The organism is Streptomyces sp. NPDC004134 (assembly GCF_042874195.1).
Lineage (GTDB): Bacteria > Actinomycetota > Actinomycetes > Streptomycetales > Streptomycetaceae > Streptomyces.
Genome location: NZ_JBIAMS010000029.1, coordinates 36890 through 54676, shown reverse-complemented (window position 1 = coordinate 54676; position 17787 = coordinate 36890). Strand labels below are relative to the sequence as shown.

17 protein-coding genes and 1 riboswitch are annotated in these 17787 nt (G+C 74.8%); of the genes, 10 read left to right on the top strand and 7 right to left on the bottom strand.

Annotated features, from left to right (window positions below):
* The first annotated feature begins 355 nt into the window (after positions 1–355).
* Both ACFYVJ_RS29210 and ACFYVJ_RS29205 read left to right on the top strand, forming a co-directional pair.
* Positions 356–1717 carry a class II 3-deoxy-7-phosphoheptulonate synthase gene (locus tag ACFYVJ_RS29210; RefSeq protein ID WP_101424997.1) on the top strand — a complete coding sequence of 454 codons (1362 nt, stop codon included), beginning with the start codon at positions 356–358 and terminating at the stop codon, positions 1715–1717.
* A gap of 108 nt (positions 1718–1825) precedes the next feature.
* Entirely contained in the window at positions 1826–2221 is a 396-nt protein-coding gene (locus ACFYVJ_RS29205; RefSeq protein ID WP_388897636.1) for a bacterioferritin-associated ferredoxin, read from the top strand.
* A gap of 22 nt (positions 2222–2243) precedes the next feature.
* Here ACFYVJ_RS29205 and bfr read toward each other — a convergent pair whose 3' ends face one another.
* Positions 2244–2720, bottom strand: a complete 477-nt coding sequence (gene bfr, locus ACFYVJ_RS29200; RefSeq protein ID WP_101424999.1) for a bacterioferritin — start codon at positions 2718–2720, stop codon at positions 2244–2246.
* Between the two features lie 158 nt (positions 2721–2878).
* Between bfr and ACFYVJ_RS29195 the strand changes: the two genes are divergently transcribed.
* Positions 2879–3493, top strand: coding sequence for a sulfite oxidase-like oxidoreductase (locus ACFYVJ_RS29195; protein WP_388897633.1), 615 nt, complete (start codon positions 2879–2881; stop codon positions 3491–3493).
* Between the two features lie 18 nt (positions 3494–3511).
* On the opposite strand, the gene ACFYVJ_RS29190 is transcribed toward ACFYVJ_RS29195, so the two are convergent.
* From ACFYVJ_RS29190 to thiO, 5 genes are all read right to left on the bottom strand, one after another.
* Positions 3512–4438, bottom strand: a complete 927-nt coding sequence (locus ACFYVJ_RS29190; protein ID WP_388897630.1) for a deoxyribonuclease IV — start codon at positions 4436–4438, stop codon at positions 3512–3514.
* A 1-nt stretch (position 4439) separates the two neighbouring features.
* On the bottom strand, positions 4440–6353 hold the full coding sequence (gene pknB / locus ACFYVJ_RS29185) for a Stk1 family PASTA domain-containing Ser/Thr kinase (protein ID WP_388897776.1): 1914 nt from the start codon (positions 6351–6353) through the stop codon (positions 4440–4442).
* 144 nt (positions 6354–6497) lie between these two features.
* Entirely contained in the window at positions 6498–7370 is an 873-nt protein-coding gene (locus tag ACFYVJ_RS29180) for a thiazole synthase (protein WP_388897627.1), read from the bottom strand.
* 5 nt (positions 7371–7375) lie between these two features.
* Positions 7376–7636 carry a sulfur carrier protein ThiS gene (thiS, locus tag ACFYVJ_RS29175; protein ID WP_388897624.1) on the bottom strand — a complete coding sequence of 87 codons (261 nt, stop codon included), beginning with the start codon at positions 7634–7636 and terminating at the stop codon, positions 7376–7378.
* Positions 7633–8901, bottom strand: coding sequence for a glycine oxidase ThiO (gene thiO / locus ACFYVJ_RS29170; RefSeq protein ID WP_388897621.1), 1269 nt, complete (start codon positions 8899–8901; stop codon positions 7633–7635). The genes thiS and thiO overlap by 4 nt, the downstream gene beginning before the upstream one ends.
* Positions 8900–9010, bottom strand: a riboswitch (TPP riboswitch). Its footprint overlaps the gene before it by 2 nt.
* Before the next feature lie 88 nt (positions 9011–9098).
* On the opposite strand from thiO, the gene ACFYVJ_RS29165 reads away from it, so the two are divergent.
* The 5 genes from ACFYVJ_RS29165 to ACFYVJ_RS29145 all read left to right on the top strand — a co-directional run bounded on the left by ACFYVJ_RS29165 (position 9099) and on the right by ACFYVJ_RS29145 (position 13840).
* Positions 9099–10397: an NAD(P)/FAD-dependent oxidoreductase gene (locus tag ACFYVJ_RS29165; protein ID WP_388897618.1), complete on the top strand. Its 1299-nt coding sequence runs from the start codon at positions 9099–9101 to the stop codon at positions 10395–10397.
* A gap of 121 nt (positions 10398–10518) precedes the next feature.
* Positions 10519–10884 (top strand): Rv2175c family DNA-binding protein, encoded by a 366-nt coding sequence (locus tag ACFYVJ_RS29160; protein ID WP_101425007.1) that lies wholly within the window; start codon positions 10519–10521, stop codon positions 10882–10884.
* Between the two features lie 74 nt (positions 10885–10958).
* The gene (gene thiE / locus ACFYVJ_RS29155; RefSeq protein WP_388897615.1) at positions 10959–11657 is read left to right on the top strand and encodes a thiamine phosphate synthase; all 699 of its coding nucleotides are present in this window, start codon (positions 10959–10961) and stop codon (positions 11655–11657) included.
* Between the two features lie 91 nt (positions 11658–11748).
* On the top strand, positions 11749–12666 hold the full coding sequence (metF, locus tag ACFYVJ_RS29150; RefSeq protein WP_388897612.1) for a methylenetetrahydrofolate reductase [NAD(P)H]: 918 nt from the start codon (positions 11749–11751) through the stop codon (positions 12664–12666).
* A 40-nt stretch (positions 12667–12706) separates the two neighbouring features.
* The gene (locus ACFYVJ_RS29145; protein WP_388897609.1) at positions 12707–13840 is read left to right on the top strand and encodes a hypothetical protein; all 1134 of its coding nucleotides are present in this window, start codon (positions 12707–12709) and stop codon (positions 13838–13840) included.
* A gap of 54 nt (positions 13841–13894) precedes the next feature.
* Here ACFYVJ_RS29145 and ACFYVJ_RS29140 read toward each other — a convergent pair whose 3' ends face one another.
* Positions 13895–15442, bottom strand: coding sequence for a phytoene desaturase family protein (locus ACFYVJ_RS29140; protein ID WP_388897606.1), 1548 nt, complete (start codon positions 15440–15442; stop codon positions 13895–13897).
* Positions 15443–15942: 500 nt separating this feature from the next.
* Between ACFYVJ_RS29140 and ACFYVJ_RS29135 the strand changes: the two genes are divergently transcribed.
* Together ACFYVJ_RS29135 and ACFYVJ_RS29130 are read left to right on the top strand one after the other, a co-directional pair.
* Positions 15943–16419 carry an SAV_6107 family HEPN domain-containing protein gene (locus ACFYVJ_RS29135; RefSeq protein WP_388897603.1) on the top strand — a complete coding sequence of 159 codons (477 nt, stop codon included), beginning with the start codon at positions 15943–15945 and terminating at the stop codon, positions 16417–16419.
* A gap of 377 nt (positions 16420–16796) precedes the next feature.
* On the top strand, positions 16797–17588 hold the full coding sequence (locus ACFYVJ_RS29130) for a methyltransferase (protein WP_388897600.1): 792 nt from the start codon (positions 16797–16799) through the stop codon (positions 17586–17588).
* The last annotated feature ends 199 nt before the right edge of the window (positions 17589–17787 follow it).

Below are 17787 nucleotides of genomic sequence, written 5' to 3'. Positions count from 1 at the left end.
GAACCGGGTCCTGGGCGGCGGGTCGGGGCTCGCCGTCCCCGTCCTCCGGCCGGTTCTGCGGGCGTGACCTGGGGGGATGCTGCACGGGTCGTTCCTTCCTGCGACGGAGGGACCGACCCGCGGAAACACCGAAGGCCGCCCCTCGGGCGGCCTTCGCGGAGTCTTCGTGGGTACGCGCGATCAGGTGGCCGCCGGTCGGACGGGCCACCACCAGGTGCGGGCATCGAGCGCGTACATGGCGGACACCCTAGCCGACCGCAGCCCACCCCGGCGCGTCCGACCGCTCACTGTCTGCTCCGTCTCATCTGTCGGTCACCGGCCGGGACAGTGCGGGCGAACCCGTAATCTTGGATCCGTGACTGTCAACGCCGAACCCGCCACGAGCGCCGCCGGTATCCCCCAGACCTGGCGCGACCTGCCCGCGGCGCAGCAGCCCGACTGGCCGGACCCCGCGGCTCTGCGCGACGTGACCGCCGAGCTGCAGTCGTATCCGCCGCTGGTCTTCGCCGGCGAGTGCGACCAACTGCGTGACCAACTGGGCGCCGTCGCCCGGGGCGAGGCTTTCCTGCTCCAGGGCGGTGACTGCGCGGAGGCGTTCGACGCGGTCTCGGCCGAGCACATCAGGAACAAGCTGAAGACGCTGCTCCAGATGAGCGCCGTGCTCACGTACGCCGCGTCCGTCCCGGTCGTCAAGGTCGGCCGGATCGCCGGGCAGTACTCCAAGCCCCGTTCCAAGCCCACCGAGACCCGCGACGGCATCACCCTGCCCGTCTACCGGGGCGACTCGGTCAACGGCTTCGAGTTCACCCCCGAGTCCCGCACGCCGGACCCGCAGCGGCTGAAGCGGATGTACCACGCCTCGGCGGCCACGCTGAACCTGGTGCGCGCCTTCACCACCGGCGGCTACGCCCACCTGCGCCAGGTGCATGCCTGGAACCAGGACTTCGTCCGCTCCTCGCCCTCCGGCCAGCGGTACGAGGCGCTGGCGCGCGAGATCGACCGGGCGATGAGCTTCATGCACGCCTGCGGCGTGGACCCGGAGGAGTTCAAGACCGTCGAGTTCTTCTCCTCGCACGAGGCGCTGATCCTCGACTACGAGTCGGCGCTGACCCGCACCGACTCGCGCACCGGCGAGCTGTACGACGTCTCGGGGCACATGGTCTGGATCGGCGAGCGCACCCGCCAGCTCGACCACGCGCACATCGAGTTCGCCTCGCGGATCAGCAACCCCATCGGGGTCAAGCTGGGCCCGACGACCACGCCGGAGGAGGCGCTCGCGCTGATCGACCGCCTCGACCCGGAGCGGATCCCGGGCCGGCTGACGTTCGTCACCCGGATGGGCGCCGACAAGGTACGCGACCGGCTGCCCGCGCTGGTGGAGAAGGTCACGGCGTCCGGCGCCCAGGTGGCGTGGGTCTCCGACCCGATGCACGGGAACACCTTCGAGGCCGCCTCCGGCCACAAGACGCGCCGCTTCGACGACGTGCTGGACGAGGTCAAGGGCTTCTTCGAGGTCCACAAGTCGCTCGGCACCCACCCGGGCGGCATCCACGTGGAGCTGACCGGCGACGACGTGACCGAGTGCGTGGGCGGCGGGGACGAGATCTTCGTGGACGACCTGCACCAGCGCTACGAGACGGCGTGCGACCCGCGGCTCAACCGCAGCCAGTCGCTCGACCTGGCGTTCCTGGTCGCCGAGATGTACCGGGACCAGTGAGCGGTCCCGCCGCGGCGTAACGCACGTCACGGCAGGACGGCTCTTTCACGGGACCCCCGCCCCGGGTAAGGTTAGGATTACCTAATCGTCCGGGACCGGGGGTTTCGCGTGTTCGTGTGCTCGTGCTTCGGCATCACCGAGGAGCAGGTGCGCGCGCACGCCTCGGCCGGGCGCTGCACCCCCCGCCAGATCGCCTCGGAGTGCAAGGCGGGCACGGACTGCGGCTCGTGCGTGCGCCGGATCCAGGCGCTGCTCGGCCGCGGCGCGGACTGCGCCCGCCGGGAGCGGCTGGAGGGCAGGCAGCCGGCCGGCGAGAGCGCGGCACCGGTAGCGGCCGGGAGCCGGATGGCCGCCGGGAGCCAGGTGACCGCGGAGAACGCGGTCACGGCCGACGTCCCGGCCACCGTCGACGCCGAAGTCACCGTGGATGCCGCGATCGCCCTCGAAGCGGCCGCCGAAGCCGCGGCCGAGGTCGGCGCCGCGCTGGTGCCCGAGGCCGCCTGACCCCGGCACGTACCCGCAGGGCTCAGTCCGGCTGCTCGATCTGCTGCGCGATGTAGAGCGCCTCGCCGAGCTTCTCGATCAGGTCGAGCTGGGTGTCGAGGTAGTCGATGTGGTGCTCCTCGTCCTCCAGGATCGCCTCGAAGATGTTCGCGGACGTGATGTCGCTCTTGGCGCGCATCAGCTCGATCCCGCGGCGCAGCCGGTCGATCGCCTCCACCTCGATCTGCCGGTCGGCCTGGAACATCTCGGTGACCGTCTGCCCGACCCGGACGTGGAAGAGCCGCTGGTAGTTCGGCAGCCCCTCCAACAGCAGAATGCGGTCCGTCAGGATCTCCGCGTGCTTCATCTCGTCGAACGACTCGGACCGGGTGTACTTCGCCAGCTTCGTCCAGCCGAAGTTCTCCTGCATCTTCGCGTGCAGGAAGTACTGATTGATCGCCGTCAGCTCGGCCGTGAGCTGCTCGTTCAGGAATTCCAGCACCTCGGGGTCGCCCTGCATAGCCGGGACTCCTCTCCGCGTGGGTCGGGCAGGTCAGGGCGCATCTTCGCACCCGGGGCCCGGACGATCCAGTAAGTGCAGGCTTATCCGGGTTGCCCTCGTCCGGGCCTGCCCGCCCCCGGTCATGACCATGCGCAAGCGTCTGCCACCATGGGGTCATGGGTCAGTCGGAGCGCCACGAGGGGGACCTGCCTCCTGGCCAGCGGCTGCAGCGCGGCTGGCCCGTGACGCACTACGGCCCGGTGCCGCGGTTCAAGCCCGACCGCTGGGAGCTGCAGATCTTCGGGGCCACCGCCGACGGCGCGAAGCGCTCCCTCACGCACGACGAGTTCACGGCCCTGCCGTACGCGACCGTGGTCGGCGATCTGCACTGCGTGACGAAGTTCAGCATGCTCGGCGCCGAGTGGGGCGGGGTGCCGGCCCGTACGCTCCTGGCGCTCGCGCCGCCCGCGCCCGAGGTCACGCACGTGATGGTCTGGGCGGAGTACGGCTTCAGCTCCAACCTGCGTCTTGCCGACTTCGCCGACGAGCGGACGATCTTCGCCACGCACAAGGACGGCGAGCCGCTGACCGCCGAGCACGGCTTCCCGGTCCGCCTGGTGGTGCCGCACCTGTACGCGTGGAAGGGCCCCAAGTGGGTGCGGGGCGTGGAGTACATGACGGCCGACCGCCGCGGCTTCTGGGAGGAGCGGGGCTACCACAACGTCGGCGACCCGTGGCGCGAGCAGCGCTACTCGTACCAGGAGGAACCGGGCGACGGCCCGGACCTCTAGCCCTTCCCGCGGGCCCCGCTACGGCCCCGCCGGCTCCCGCAGCTCCTTCAGCAGCGCGATGTCCGCCGCCGCCTTCGGGCCCTCCGGCCCGCCGCCGGGGGTCTCGATGATCAGCGGCACCCCGGCCGTCGCCGGATGCCGGATCAGCTCGCGGAACGCCTCGGCGCCGATCTGCCCCGCCCCGATGTTCTCGTGCCGGTCGAGGCGCGATCCCACCGCGGCCTTGGAGTCGTTCGCGTGCAGCAACCGCAGCCGCCCCGGTCCTGCCACCTCCACCAGCTCGTCCAGCACCTGCTTCGCGCCGCCGCTGGCCGCCAGGTCGTGGCCCGCGGCGAAGACGTGACAGGTGTCCAGGCAGACGCCGAGCCGCGGGTGCCGGTCCAGCAGGTCCAGATAGGCACCCAGCTCCGGCAGCCGGGAGCAGAGCGAGAAGCCCTGCCCCGCGGTCGGCTCCAGCAGCAGCTCGGGCGCGTCGGGGTCGTCGCCCAGCTCGTCGAGGAGCGGCAGGGTCAGCTCCCGTACCTGCGCGAGCGCGGTCTCGCGGGGCCGTCCGCCGGTCGCCGAGCCGGTGTGCACCACGACGCCGAGGGCGCCGATCGCCCGGCCGCGGCGCAGCGAGTGCCGCAGCGAGGCGACGGAGTTCGCCGCGGTCGCCGGGGTGTGCGAGCCGAGGTTGATCAGGTACGGGGCGTGCACGTACACCGGGATGCCGTCCTCGGCGCAGCGCCTGCGGAACTCCTCGTCCTGCGCCGGGTCGCCGGGCGGCGTGGCCCAGCCGCGGGCGTTGGCGACGAAGACCTGGACGGCCTCCGCGCCGATCTTGCGCGCGTGGGCCAGGCCCTTCGCGGCCAGCCCGCCGGCGACGGGCACATGGCTGCCGACGGGGTTGCGGACCTGGGCGGCCGGCCGGCCGGAGCGTGGTTCAGCGGGCGTACGGGAGGACACGTCACCTGACCCAGAGGGTGATCTCGCTGCCGCGCGGCGCCTCTTCCCCGTCGCCAGGGGACTGCCGCCAGACGGAGTCGCCGAAGAAGATCTGGTTCACGTCCGCGCGGAAACCGGCGTCCTCCAGCGTCTGCTCGGCTTCGTCCACGCTCATGTCGACCACGTCCGGTACCTCCAGCAGCTCGGGGCCCCTGGAGATCGTCAGCGTGACCTTGTCGCCCTCGCCCAGCTCGGTGCCCGGCTCGGGCGAGGTCTCCGCGACGGTGCCGGCGTCCTCCTCCGAGTACACCGTCTCCGTGGCGATCTCGACCGCCAGGCCCTCCTCGCGCAGCTCCTCCGCCGCGTCGCTCTGGTCGTCGCCGACGACGTCCGGCACCTCGATCGGCGCGCCGCGGCTGACGACCATCGCCACCGCCCGGCCCGCCTTGATCTTCTCGCCATCCTCCGGGTCCGTGCTGATCACGCGCCCGGCGGGCAGCTCCTCGCTGAACGCCTCCCGGGTCACGCCCGGCTTCAGCCCGGCGTCGCTCAGCCTGTCCCTGGCCTCGTCGAGCGGGACCGCGTACAGCTCGGGGATCTCGACCATCTCCGGGCCCTTGGAGAGCACGAGGGTCACGGAGTCGCCCTGGCGGATGCGGTTGCCGCCCTCGGGGTCGGTACGGATGACGAGGCCGGCCTTCACCGTGTCGCTGAAGTCCTCCTTGACGTCCGCGTCCAGATCCTCGCCGGAGAGCATGCTCCGCGCCTCCGCCTCGGTCTTGCCGAGGACGAAGGGGACCTTGGTGAACTGCCCGGAGTTGATGTACCAGACGCCCGTGCCGACGCCGAGCACGAGCAGCGCCGCCAGCAGCGCCAGCAGCCCAAGCCGCGGCTTGGGGCGGCCCGTTCCGGGCCGGTCACCGGGCGCGGGCGGGCCGGGCGGGTGGCCCGCGGTGCCCGCGGGTGCGGCGGCGGGGGTCTCCAGCACGCTGGTGACGTTCAGCCGCTCCTGCGCCGGCGTGGCCGCCGGGCTGGGCACCACGGCGGTACGGTCCTCGGAGCCGTCCCGCTCCTGGGCGACGGCCTGCGGCGGCACCGCGTCCAGCTCCTCGTCGGTGAGCTGCGCGCGGGCGCTCCGTACGGCCGACAGCAGCTCCACGGCGTCCGCGGGGCGCGCCTCGCTGCGGCGCGCGGCGGCCCCGGCGACCAGGTCGTCCAACTGCGCGGGCAGCCCGGGGACGACCGCGGACGGCGGCTCGACGTCCTCGTGCAGATGCTGGTAGAGCACGTGCGCGGCGTGCTCGCCGGCGTGCGGCTTGGCGCCGGTGAGCATCTCGTAGAGCATCACGCCGCAGGCGTACACGTCGACCCGGGGGTCGGCGGCGCCGCGCTCGATCTGCTCGGGCGCCAGGTACGACACGCTGCCGAGCACGGCGCCGGTGGAGGCGGTGGTGTTGGTGTTCACGGCGCGGACGAGCCCGAAGTCGGCCACCTTGACCCGGCCGTCGTCGCCGATGAGGACGTTCTCCGGCTTCATGTCGCGGTGCACGAAACCGGCCCGGTGCGCGGCGCCGAGCGCGGCGAGCACGGGCTCCAGGATGTCCAGCGCGGCCCGCGGCTGGAGCGCGCCGCGGTCGTGCAGCACGTCGCGCAGGGTGCAGCCGGGGACGTACTCCATGGCCAGGAAGACGTGCGGGCCGTCGGTGCCCTGGTCGTAGACGCCCACGACGTTCGGGTGGGCGAGGCCGGCGACCGACTTGGCCTCCAGGATGAACCGCTGGACGAAGGAGGCGTCGGCGGCGAGCGACGGGTGCATGACCTTGACGGCGAGCACCCGGTCGAGCCGGGTGTCCAGCGCGCGGTAGACCGTGGCCATGCCGCCGGCGGCGATGCGCGCGTCGACGCGGTAGCGCCCGTCGAGCATCTGCCCGACCATGGGGTCTCCCCACCCTCCCGGCGGATGGGGGGACGGGTCCAGAGTCGTGTCCACGAACCGCAGTCTACGAGGTGAGGGACGCGTTCCCGTCACCGTTGTGCTGCAGTACGTTCCCGATGGCGTGCCGGTACGGGGCCGGGCAGTTCAGGCGAACGCGGGCCGCTCCGGGTCCGGCCCCGGGCCGTCGTCCCGGCCGCTCCCGGGGCCCAGCTCCGCGACGCCCGCCCCCGGGGAGGACGCGCGCGCGAAGTGCCGGCGCGGGATGCGCCCGGCGCGCGCGGCGAGCCGGCCCGCGGCGATCGCGTACCGCATCGCCTCCGCCATCAGCACCGGCTCCTGTGCTCGCGTCACCGCGGACGCCAGCATCACCGCGTCGCAGCCCAGCTCCATCGCCAGGGCCGCGTCGGAGGCGGTGCCCGCGCCGGCGTCGAGGATGACGGGCACCCCGGCGGCCTCGGTGATGAGCTGGAAGTTGTGCGGGTTGCGGATGCCGAGCCCGGAGCCGATGGGGGAGCCCAGCGGCATCACGGCGGCGCAGCCGGCGTCCTCCAGCTTGCGCGCGAGGACGGGGTCGTCGTTGGTGTACGGGAGCACGGTGAAGCCGTCGTCGACGAGTGTCTCGGCGGCGGCCAGCAGCTCGACCGGGTCGGGCAGCAGGGTCCGCTCGTCGGCGATGACCTCCAGCTTCACCCAGTCCGTGCCGAGCGCCTCGCGGGCCAGCCGGGCGGTGAGGACGGCCTCTCCCGCGGTATAGCAGCCGGCGGTGTTCGGCAGCACGCGGATGCCGTGGCGGCGCAGCACGTCGAGCACGGAGCCGTGCACGCCGGGGTCGACGCGGCGCATCGCGACGGTGGTCAGCTCGGTGCCGGAGGCGAGGAGGGCACGCTCCATGGCGTCCAGGCTGCTGGCGCCGCCGGTGCCCATGATGAGGCGGGAGGAGAAGCGGACGCCCGCGATGGTGAGCGGGTCCGCGCCGGTGAGGTCTGCGGGGACGGGGGCGGGGGCGGTGCTGGTCACGGTGGTCAGCCTCCCTGGACCGCGGTGAGGATCTCGACGCGGTCGCCGTCGCCGAGGGTGGTGGTGGGCCAGTCGCCGCGCGGTACGACGTCCTCGTTGACGGCGGCGGCGACGCCGCGGTGCGCGGCGGTGAGGGTGGCGACGAGGGCGTCGAGGGTGAGGCCCGCGGCGATCGGGCGGGGCGTGCCGTTGACGGTGATGGTCGGTGCGCCGGCGGGGGCGCCGGCTCGGGTGCCGGTGCGGGTCCGCGTGGTGTCCTCGGTCATGGGTGCTGCCGCCCTTCGTGCTGCTGGTGCGTACGGCCGAACCGGGTGGCCGCGAACGGGCGGGCCACGTCGGGGAGTTCGCCGCCGGTGAGGACGGCGGCGAGCGCGTCGCCGGTGACGGGGGTGAGGAGCACCCCGTTGCGGTAGTGGCCGGTGGCCAGGTGCAGCCCCGCCAGGGCGGTGGGGCCCAGCAGCGGCGCGTTGTCGGGGGAGCCGGGGCGCAGCCCGGCGCCGGCCTCCACGAGCGGCAGCTCCGTCAGCCCGGGCAGCAGCTCGTGCGCGTCGCGCAGCAGCTCGTACACGCCGCCCGCGGTGACGGTGGTGTCCCAGCCCAGCTCCTCGCTGGTGGCGCCGACGACCAGCTCGCCGCTCTCCCGCGGCACCAGGTACACGCTGCTGCCGCGCACCACGGCCCGTACCGTACGGGACAGGAACGGCGCCCCGGTCTCCGGCATCCGCAGCCGCAGCACCTGCCCCTTCACGGGCCGCACCGGCGGCCGTACCGCCTCCGGCACCCCCGCCAGGCTGCCGCTGCGGCTGCCCGCGGCGAGCACCGTCTGCCCGGCGCCGAGCCGGGTGCCGTCCGCCAGCTCCGCGCCCGCCGCCCGCTCGTCCGCGCCCGCGCCGGCGAGCCGCAGCCGTACCGCGAGGCTGCGGTGGAAGGCGACCCCGGCCCGCTCGCAGGCGGTGACGAGCGCCGCGGTCAGCAGCCGCGGGTCCGTCTGGTGGTCGCCGTCGACGCGCAGCCCGCCGCGTACTCCGGGCGCGAGCATCGGCTCCAGCCGGCGGCACTCGCTGCCGCTGAGCCACTGCGCGGAGAGCCCCAGCCGCTGCTGGAAGCCGTGGAGTTCGCGCAGTTGGGCGCGGTCGTCCGCGTCGAGCGCGACGGAGAGCGCGCCGCAGCGGCGGTAGCCGATGTCCCGGCCGGACGCCTCCGCCAGCTCGGCGGCGAAGTCCGGATAGCGTTCCGCGGCCGCCAGGTTGAGCGCCAGCAGCGCTTCCTCGCCGTAGTGGAGTTCGGTCACGGCGGCGAGCATCCCGGCCGCGACCTGCGCGGCGCCGCCGCCGGGGGCCGGGTCGGCGACGGCGGTGGCCAGCCCGCGGCGGGCCGCCTGCCAGGCGGTGACCAGGCCGATGACGCCGCCGCCGATGACGAGGACGTCGTACGCGGCATCCGCCGTGCGCGGCGCGCCCGTTGGTGCCGCCGCGGGCGCCGCCTGAGGTGTCGTGGTGGGTTCCGTCGGGGGTGTGTCGCGTGGCTGCATGGGCGCGTTCGCCCCTCCCTTCGCCGGCATGACCCGGATCAGGTTCGTACGGTCGGGGGCCGCCAGCCCCCCTCTCAGCCCGGTGCGCCGGGCTCCCGCGAGTCTTCCCGGCCACCCTAACTCCGTACGCCCGGCTGCTGTAAGGGAGCCTCGCGAGCGGGCCCGGCGCGAGCGGCGGCCGACGGGTGCGGCATACAGTGATCGGTGTGACCGACGCAGAACCGGACCGCGGCCCCGCCGGCCGGGCCGCCAGCCGCCCCAGCCGCGCCGCCGACCCCGCCGCGGGCACCGTCGTCGTCGGCGCGGGGATGGCCGGCGTGCAGACCGCCGTCGCGCTGCGCGAGCAGGGGTACACCGGCGCCGTCACGCTCGTCGGCGCGGAGCCGCACGACCCGTACGACCGGCCGCCGCTGTCGAAGGCGGTGCTGCTCGGCAAGGCCGAGGGCTCGGCGTTCGAGGTCGACTTCGCGGAGTACGGCATCGGGCTCCGGCTGGGGCTGCACGCCGACCGGTTGGACACCGCGGGGCGGGTGCTGGAGACGGACGCCGGGCCCGTGCCGTACGGGAACCTGGTGCTCGCCACCGGCGCGGCGCCCGTCCCGCTGCCCGGCGCCCCGGCCGGCGCCACGCCCGGCGTGCACCTGCTGCGCACCCTCGACGACGCGGCGCGGCTGCGCGCCGTGCTGGTGCGGCGCAGCCGGGTCCTGGTGGTCGGCGCCGGCTGGATCGGCGCCGAGCTGACCACCGCGGCGCGCGAGCAGGGCTGCGAGGTGACGGTCGTGGAGGCCGCCGGGCAGCCGCTGGCGGCGGCGCTGCCCGCGGCGGTCGCGGCGCCGATGGCCGCCTGGTACGAGGAGAGCGGTGCCCGGCTGCTCACGGGGCGCCGGGTCGAGCGCGTCGACAGCGACGGCGAGGACGGCCCGGTCGCGGTCGTCCTCGACGACGGTACGGAGCTGACCGCAGACGCCGTCGTCGTCGGCATCGGCGCCCACCCGACCACGGCCTGGCTCGCCGGCTCCGGCGTCGGGCTGGGCGGCGACGGGGCGGTGCGGGCCGACGAGCGGCTGCGTACGAACGTGCCCGGCGTCTGGGCCGTCGGCGACTGTGCGTCCTTCCCCTCCGCGCGCTACGGCGAGCGGCTGCTGATCCACCACTGGGACAACGCGCTGCAGGGCCCGACGACGGTCGCGGCGGACATCGCGGGCGCGCCGGGCGTGGTGTACGACCCGGTACCGTACTTCTGGTCCGAGCAGTTCGGCCGCTTCGTGCAGTACGTCGGCCACCACACGGACCGCGACGAGCTGCTCTGGCGCGGCGACCCGCACGGCTCCTCGTGGTCGGTGTGCTGGCTGCGCGCCGGCCGGCTCATCGCGCTGCTGGCCGTGGGCCGGCCGCGGGACCTCACCCAGGGGCGCAAGCTGATCCACGCCGGCGCCGCGCTGGACCGCGAGCGGGCCGCCGACGCGGCCGTACCGCTGAAATCGGCCGCGCTCTGACACCCCCGGCGCGCCGCGGGCCGTGTCGGCACCCCCGCATCCGGGGATGCTTCGCGGTGATATGCCTCCCTTTGGCGCTGCCCTGTACCGGCAGGCCGTCCGAGATGGCAGGCTGGGGGGTGTGACCGAGATTGATGCGAAGATCGATGCTCTCGTCCCCTCCTGGCTCACCCTCCCCGACATCGCGGAGAACCTCGGCGTCGAGGTGACCCGCGTGCGGCAGTTGGTCAAGGAAGGCCAGTTGATCGCGGTGCGGCGGGGTGAGAACAACGCGCTGCACGTGCCCGCCGAGTTCATCGGCGAGGGGAAGGTCGTCAAGGGCCTCACCGGCACCCTGACGCTGCTCAAGGACGACGGCTTCAGCGACGCGGAGGCGCTGGAGTGGCTGTTCACCCCCGATCCCTCGCTCCCGGGGACTCCCGCGCAGGCGCTGCGCGAGAACCGCGGGACGGAGGTCAAGCGCAGGGCGCAGGCACTGGCTGTGTAACCTCGCGGGGCCGGGCGCGCAGTCGCGGGTCCGGCCCCGCGACCGTACGGGACCGTACGAGGGGGGAGTGCCGCATGACGGCCGGAACCGCCGCCCGCGCCACCGCAGACGCCCGTGCGCGGCTCGGCGCCGCGCAGCTCTACCTGTGCACCGACGCCCGTACGCGCCAGGGCGACCTGCCCGAGTTCCTCGACGCCGTGCTGGCCGCGGGCGTGGACATCGTCCAACTGCGCGAGAAGGGCATGGAGGCCCGCGAGGAACTGGCGCACCTGGAGGTGTTCGCCGACGCCTGCCGCCGGCACGGCCGGCTGCTCGCCGTCAACGACCGCGCCGACGTGGCGCACGCCGCCGGTGCCGGCGTGCTGCACCTGGGCCAGGGCGACCTGCCCGTGCCCGCCGCCCGCGCCCTCCTGGGCGCCGGGCCCGAGGACGTGCTGATCGGCCGCTCCACCCACGCCGAGGCGGAGACCCGCGCCGCGGCCGAGGAGCCCGGCGTCGACTACTTCTGCACCGGCCCGTGCTGGCCCACCCCCACCAAGGCCGGGCGCCCCGCGGCCGGCCTCGGCCTCGTCCGGTACGCGGCGGGGCTCGGCACCGACCGCCCGTGGTTCGCCATCGGCGGAATCGACCTCGGAAACCTCGACGAGGTCCTGGCGGCAGGCGCCCGCCGCGTCGTCGTGGTGCGCGCCCTCACCGCCGCGGAGGACCCCGGAGCTGCGGCGGGCGAGTTCGTACGGCGGCTGCGCGCGGCCCGGAACGGTGACGTCCGGTAGTCGTCCGGGCGGCCCGGGGCGCCGGGTCCAGGCCGGGCAATCGAGCTGGCCGTCTTGGGTCCTGAGGTGACAGGCGGTTAACCTGCCGCGTATGGCCACCGGCATCGCTTCGACCAGGAATGATCGCGCAGTCACTGTTCGTGAACTGCTCGCGTCCGGCAAGCAGTCGTTTTCGTTCGAGTTCGCCGCCCCGAAAACCGACAAGGGCGAGCGGACCCTCTGGAACGCCGTACGGCGCATCGAGGCCGTACGACCGACCTTCGTCTCCGTGACGTACGGCGCCGGCGGCTCGTCCCGCGAGGGCACCGTCCGCGCCACCGAGCGCATCGCCACCGACACCACGCTCACGCCCGTGGCGCACCTCACCGCGGTCGACCACTCCGTCGCAGAACTGCGCAACGTCATCGGCCAGTACGCGGACGCCGGCATCCGCAACATGCTCGCGGTCCGCGGCGATCCGCCCGGCGACCCGACGGGGGAGTGGGTCGCGCACCCGCAGGGGGTGTCGTACGCCGCGGACCTGGTCCGGCTGATCAAGGAGTCGGGCGACTTCTGCGTCGGCGTCGCCGCCTTCCCCGAGCGGCACCCGCGGTCCACGGACTGGGACAGCGACATCCGGCACTTCGTCGACAAGTGCCGCGCGGGCGCGGACTACGCGATCACCCAGATGTTCTTCCACGTCGACGACTACCTGCGGCTGCGCGACCGGGTGGCCGCCGCCGGCTGCACGACGCCGATCATCCCGGAGATCATGCCGGTCACCAACGCCCGCCAGATCCAGCGGTTCGCCGAGCTGAGCGGGGCCACGTTCCCGCCGGAGCTGGCGGATCGGGTTCTCGCGGTCGAGGACGACCGGGCCGCGGTACGCTCCATTGGCATCGAGTACGCCACGGACATGTGCGAGCGGTTGCAGTCCGAGGGAATCCCCGGACTGCACTTCATTACGCTGAACCACTCCACGGCAACGCTGGAGATCTACCAGAACCTCGGGCTGCACCGGCGGTCCTGAGGGCAGGCACCACCAAGCGGGGGCGGAAGAGAGGCACGTGATGGGCGACTTGGCTTGGTTGGCCCTCTATGCCGCGTTCGGCGTGATCTCGCTGTGGCTGCTGTGGGAAGTGCTGATGCAGTACAAGGCCCCGCTGCGCTGGCGCGCGCTGGCCTTCGTCGGCTTCCTCTGCGTGGTGCTCGGCGTGCTCATGCCCTCGGCCGTCGTGATCGGGCTGGGCGTGGTGGCGTTCGGAGTCGGACAGACCAAGGTCACGTTCTCCTACCGCAGCGGCTACTCCGGCGGCTGGGCGGTGAACAGGCGCGGGGAGGACGAGGACTACGACGGCGGCTACGAGGCGCAGGGGTACGACGAGGGCGCGTACGACGCCCGCCAGGCGCCGCCGCCCCCGGAGCACGCCGCCGCCTACCCGGCGTACGCGCCGGAGAGCGCGCCGCCCGCGGCGCAGGAACAGACCTCGCAGTTCTCGCCCTTCGGCGACGACCAGGCCCTCGCGGGCGCCGCCCCCGGGCAGCAGACGTACGCGGGCGGCTATGACGCGTACGGAAACGGAAGCAACGGCGCCGGTTACGACTCCGGCAGCTACGCGGCCACCTCCGCCTACGACTCCGGCGGCTACGCCACCACGTCGGCGTACGACACCGGCAGCCACGCCACGACCTCCGCCTACGACACCGGCAGCCACGCGACCACCTCCGGCTACGAGGCCGGGGGCTACGCCACCAACGGCGCGGGCACGAGCGGCTACGGGCAGGACCAGCAGATATACCCGGACACCGGCGGCTACGGCACGGAGCACCAGTACGCCGCCGGGTACGACGCGGCCGCGCCCGACCCGGGCGCCGGCTACGCGGACCCCTACGGCGGCACCGAGTACGCCGCCCCGGCCCCGCCGCAGTACTACGACTCCACGCAGGGCGGCGGGCAGCAGTACGACACGGGCGGCGCCGGTTACCTCGGCTATGAGCAGCAGCAGCAGTACAGCCAGCAGTACTCCGAGGGCTACGACACCGGCCGGCAGCCGGCGTACGGCCAGGACGGCTACGGGACCGGGACGGCCGGAGACAGCGTCTGGATGCCGCAGCAGCGCGACGCGGACCCGCTCGGCACCGAGGACCCGTACGCGCAGCAGCAGGGCTACCCCGGCTACGAGCAGCAGCAGTACCGCTACTGACCCCGGGCGGTCACCCGCCCCCGACCACCGGTCCAGCGCCCCGCCCGCGCTCCCTCAGCGGGAGCCGCGGAAGTCCGCGCCCTCCATGATCAGCCCGGCGACCAGGGCCCCCGACATCCCGGCGTGCGCGAGACCGCCGCCCGGGTGCGCCCAGCCGCCGACGGCGTAGAGCCCCGGCACGGCCGTGGCGTTCGGCAGCGGCAGATACGCGCCCCCAGCCCCCGCCAGCGCGGGCCCCGGCACCGCGCCGCCCGGGGCGCCCGTCTCGGCGGCGGTGTCCGCGGGCGTACGCACCTCGCGCCACAGGACGCGCTCCGCCAGCCCCGGCACCGCCCGCCCGGCAGCCGCCACCATCAGGTCCGCGAACGCCTCCGCGGCCTTCTCGCCGCCCTCGGACGCCCAGGCCCCGGCGGGGACGACGGCGGTCAGCGTCACGGCCTCGTGCTCCTCGTCCGGGCGCTGCGCGGGGTCGTCGGGGCGCAGCACGGTGACGGTGGGCGCCGGGCCGGTCCCCGGCAGCTCGCCGTCGAAGATCCAGGCGAGTTCGCGCGCGGGTTCCGGGGAGTGCACGACGGTACGGTGCACGGCGTCGCCGTCGCGCGCGCCGCGCAGCGCCAGGCACACGGTCATCCGCGCCGGTACGTCCCGCGCCGCCGAAGGGGTCCGGCCGCCCGCGTACGCGCCGGGCGCCAGCTCCGCCAGCCGGGCCCGCGGCACCCCGGCGATCACCGCGTCGGCATCCGCCCGCCCGCCGCCGGCCAGTTCGACGCCCGCGGCCCGGCCGTCCCCGCCCACCCGGACGGCGGCCACCTCCGCGCCGAACGCGAACTCGATCTTCCGCTCCAGGCAGCGCTCGTACAGCGCGTCCGCCAGCGCCCGCATGCCGCCCCGCACGTACCAGCCGCCGAAGGTCTCCTGCACGTACGGCAGCATCGCCGCGCCCGCCGGGGCGTGCCGCGGGTCGAAGCCGTAGGCCAGCGCGTGCTGCGCGAGCATCGTCCCCAGCATGGGATACGCGCCGAGTTCGCCCGCGCCGACGTCGGCCACGGTGGCGGGCGGGGGGGCCGGGCGGGGGCCGCGCAGGCGGCGCAGCAGCCCGCGCCCCTGGGGCGGCGGGGGCGCGGGGTAGAGGTCGGCGGCCAGCGCGCCGGGGTCCGCGGGCAGGGGCTCCTCGACGAGCGGGCGGCGGGCGGCCTCCCAGACCCGGCGGCCCCGGTCGAGCAGGGCGGTCCACGCCTCGCCCGCGCCCGGTCCCGCGGCGGCGTCGAGTGCCCGTACGACGCCCGCGCGGGAGGCGTTGGGCAAGGTGGCGGCGGTGCCGTCGGGGAAGACATGCCGCTCGGCCGGGTCCACCGGCACGAGGTCCACGCACTTCTCCAGCTTGCGGCGGCCCGTCTTGAGGAACAGGTCGCGGTAGACCGCGGGGAGGTACAGCACCCCGGGTCCGGTGTCGAAGCCGAAGCCGTCGCGCTCCAGCCGCCGTACGCCGCCGCCGTGGGTGCCGGTGCGCTCGTGGACCGTCACCCGGTGGCCCGCGAGGGCCAGCCGCGCGGAGGCGGCCATGGCGCCCATGCCCGCCCCGACTACCGCGATCTCTGCCATGACCCGGACTTTATCCCCCGCTCCGCGCGGGCCCGCGGGGGGTCCGAGCGGGGCTGGGGGTGCGTACTCAGTCGTAAGTATGCGTACTCAGATACCTGCTTGAGTATCCGAGCGGATGGGCCCCGACCTGCACAAACGGCAAAGTGAAGGACGTGGGACGGACGCAGTGCGGGGCCACGGACCGCCGACACGGGGTGGCGGAACGGGACTCCGGTGCCGGCCCACGGGGGGGAACGGGGGAAATGGGGGGAAGCTGCCCCGGTGGTGGAGCGACGGGGGATCGCTTCGCGCCGGGGCAGCGCCCGTCTGTACGGGTGCCCGCCCCGGCCGGGGCGCCGTTCCACCCCGGGGCGGCACTGGTCGGCGCAATTGCCGCGGAGGGTGTGGTCGGGGGCATCGTCGCAGCTAGCGGGGCAGTTCAGGTCGATTGTCAGTGGGGTGCGCCACCATGGCACATACGAACGAACGACTGAAGGACTGACACTGACAGGAGGCAAGCCATGGCAGCCGAGCCGGCTTACGCCCCACCGAGTGATGTCCACCCCGTCCTGCGCCCGGGCAGTGCGCCCAAGGCGGCGCTGGAGCTCCTCGCGCAAGCCCACGCCGGTCTGGCGGAGGCGGCGGAGATGGAGACGGCGAACGAGCGCTACTCACTGGCCCACCTCGCCGCGCTGCGCACTGCCGCGGCGGTCCTCGCCGTGCGCGGGCGGCCGGAGCCGACCCCGCGGCGCCGGCAGCGCATCCGCAGCGCGTGGGAGGTGCTGCCGGAAGTCGCGCCGGAACTCGCCGAGTGGAGCGCGATGTTCGCGGCCGGCGCCCGGCTGCGGGCCCGCGCGGAGGCGGGCATCAGGGATGCTGTCGACGCGGAGGAGGCGGCCGATCTCCTGCGCGCGGCAGGCATGTTCACGCGCATAGTCGAGCGGATGCTGGTCGTCCAGCCGCTGATCCGTCCCCAACCGGGCCCGGAGGCACGCTGAGGCGCTGCGCGCCGGCCGGGGCGGGCCGCGTGGGGCCGGCGGGCACGGGTCCGGCGGGTCGGCCCGACCGGCCGGCCCGCGCGCGGACCACCGCGGGGAACCGCCGCCGGGGATGCGGCGCGTGCCCCGCGGCGGCGGGGCCGCGCGCCGGGTGCGGTACGGGCCGCTTCCGCGGTCGCCTGCGCCTGTCGTCGTGCGCTCGCGGTCCCGGGCGCCGACGGCGACACCGGTCACTTCGCCGCGCCCGTCGCCCCGTTCGGGCCGCGGGCGTGCGCGGAGGCCGTCCCGCCTGGCGGTGCCGGGTCCGTCCGCTGGGGCACGGGACGCGGATGCGCAGCCTCTAAGCTGGGCCACGCCCGATCTTCGAGGAGCGCTCCATGCCCCGTACGACACCGCACGACCACCTGCCGCGCGCGTCGCTGCGCGCCGCCGTCGTCTGGGAGGCGCTGGAGGACGCCCTGGCCCGGCACGGAGCCGCCGGGCAGGGGGGCGCGGACGCCGCGGCCGGCGGCCGGGCGCTCGACGTGCTGGACACCGGGGGCGGGACCGGCGGCTTCGCCGTGCCCGCCGCCCTGCTCGGGCACCGGGTGACGGTCGTCGACCCCAGCCCGAACGCGCTCTTCGGACTGCAGCGCCGCGCCGCGGAGGCCGGCGTCGCCGACCGGGTGCGCGGCGTGCAGGGCGACATCCACGCCCTGTTCGACGTCGCGGAGCCCGGCGCGTACGACGCCGTGCTCTGCCACGGCGTCCTGGAGTACGTCGACGACCCCGCCGCGGGCCTCGCCAACGCCGTCGCCGCGCTGCGGCCCGGCGGCCTCCTCAGCGTGCTGGCGGCGGGCCTCGGCGGCGCCGTGCTGGCCCGCGCGCTCGCCGGGCACTTCTCCTCCGCCCACCGCGCGCTCACGGGCGGAGACGGCCGCTGGGGCGAGGCGGACCCGGTACCGCGCCGGTTCACCCCGGAGGAGCTGACCCGGCTGGTCGCCGCCGCCGGCGTGGACGTACGGGCCGTACAGGGCGTACGCACCTTCTCCGACCTGGTGCCCGACGGCCTCGCGGAGTCCGAGCCGGGCGCGCTCGACGCGCTGCTGGAGCTGGAGCGGGCGGCGGCGGAGTCGCCGGCGTTCCAGCCGGTGGCGGCGCAGCTTCATGTTCTGGGCGGCCGGAAGTGATAACCGGTCCGCCCGCGGGCAAAGGTGCAGTAGGCCACAGGCCACCCGTTCGGCCCCGGCGCGCCGTATGATCTGAGTCAGGGCCTGCTACGGCGGGCAGGCCCAGATCCGCGCCGCGGATCGGCGGATTTGGCGCAGAGGGGCGGGTTTCACGGGGGCGCATACCTGCCTATCCTGGAGGTGCCGCGTCCCGGTCGCC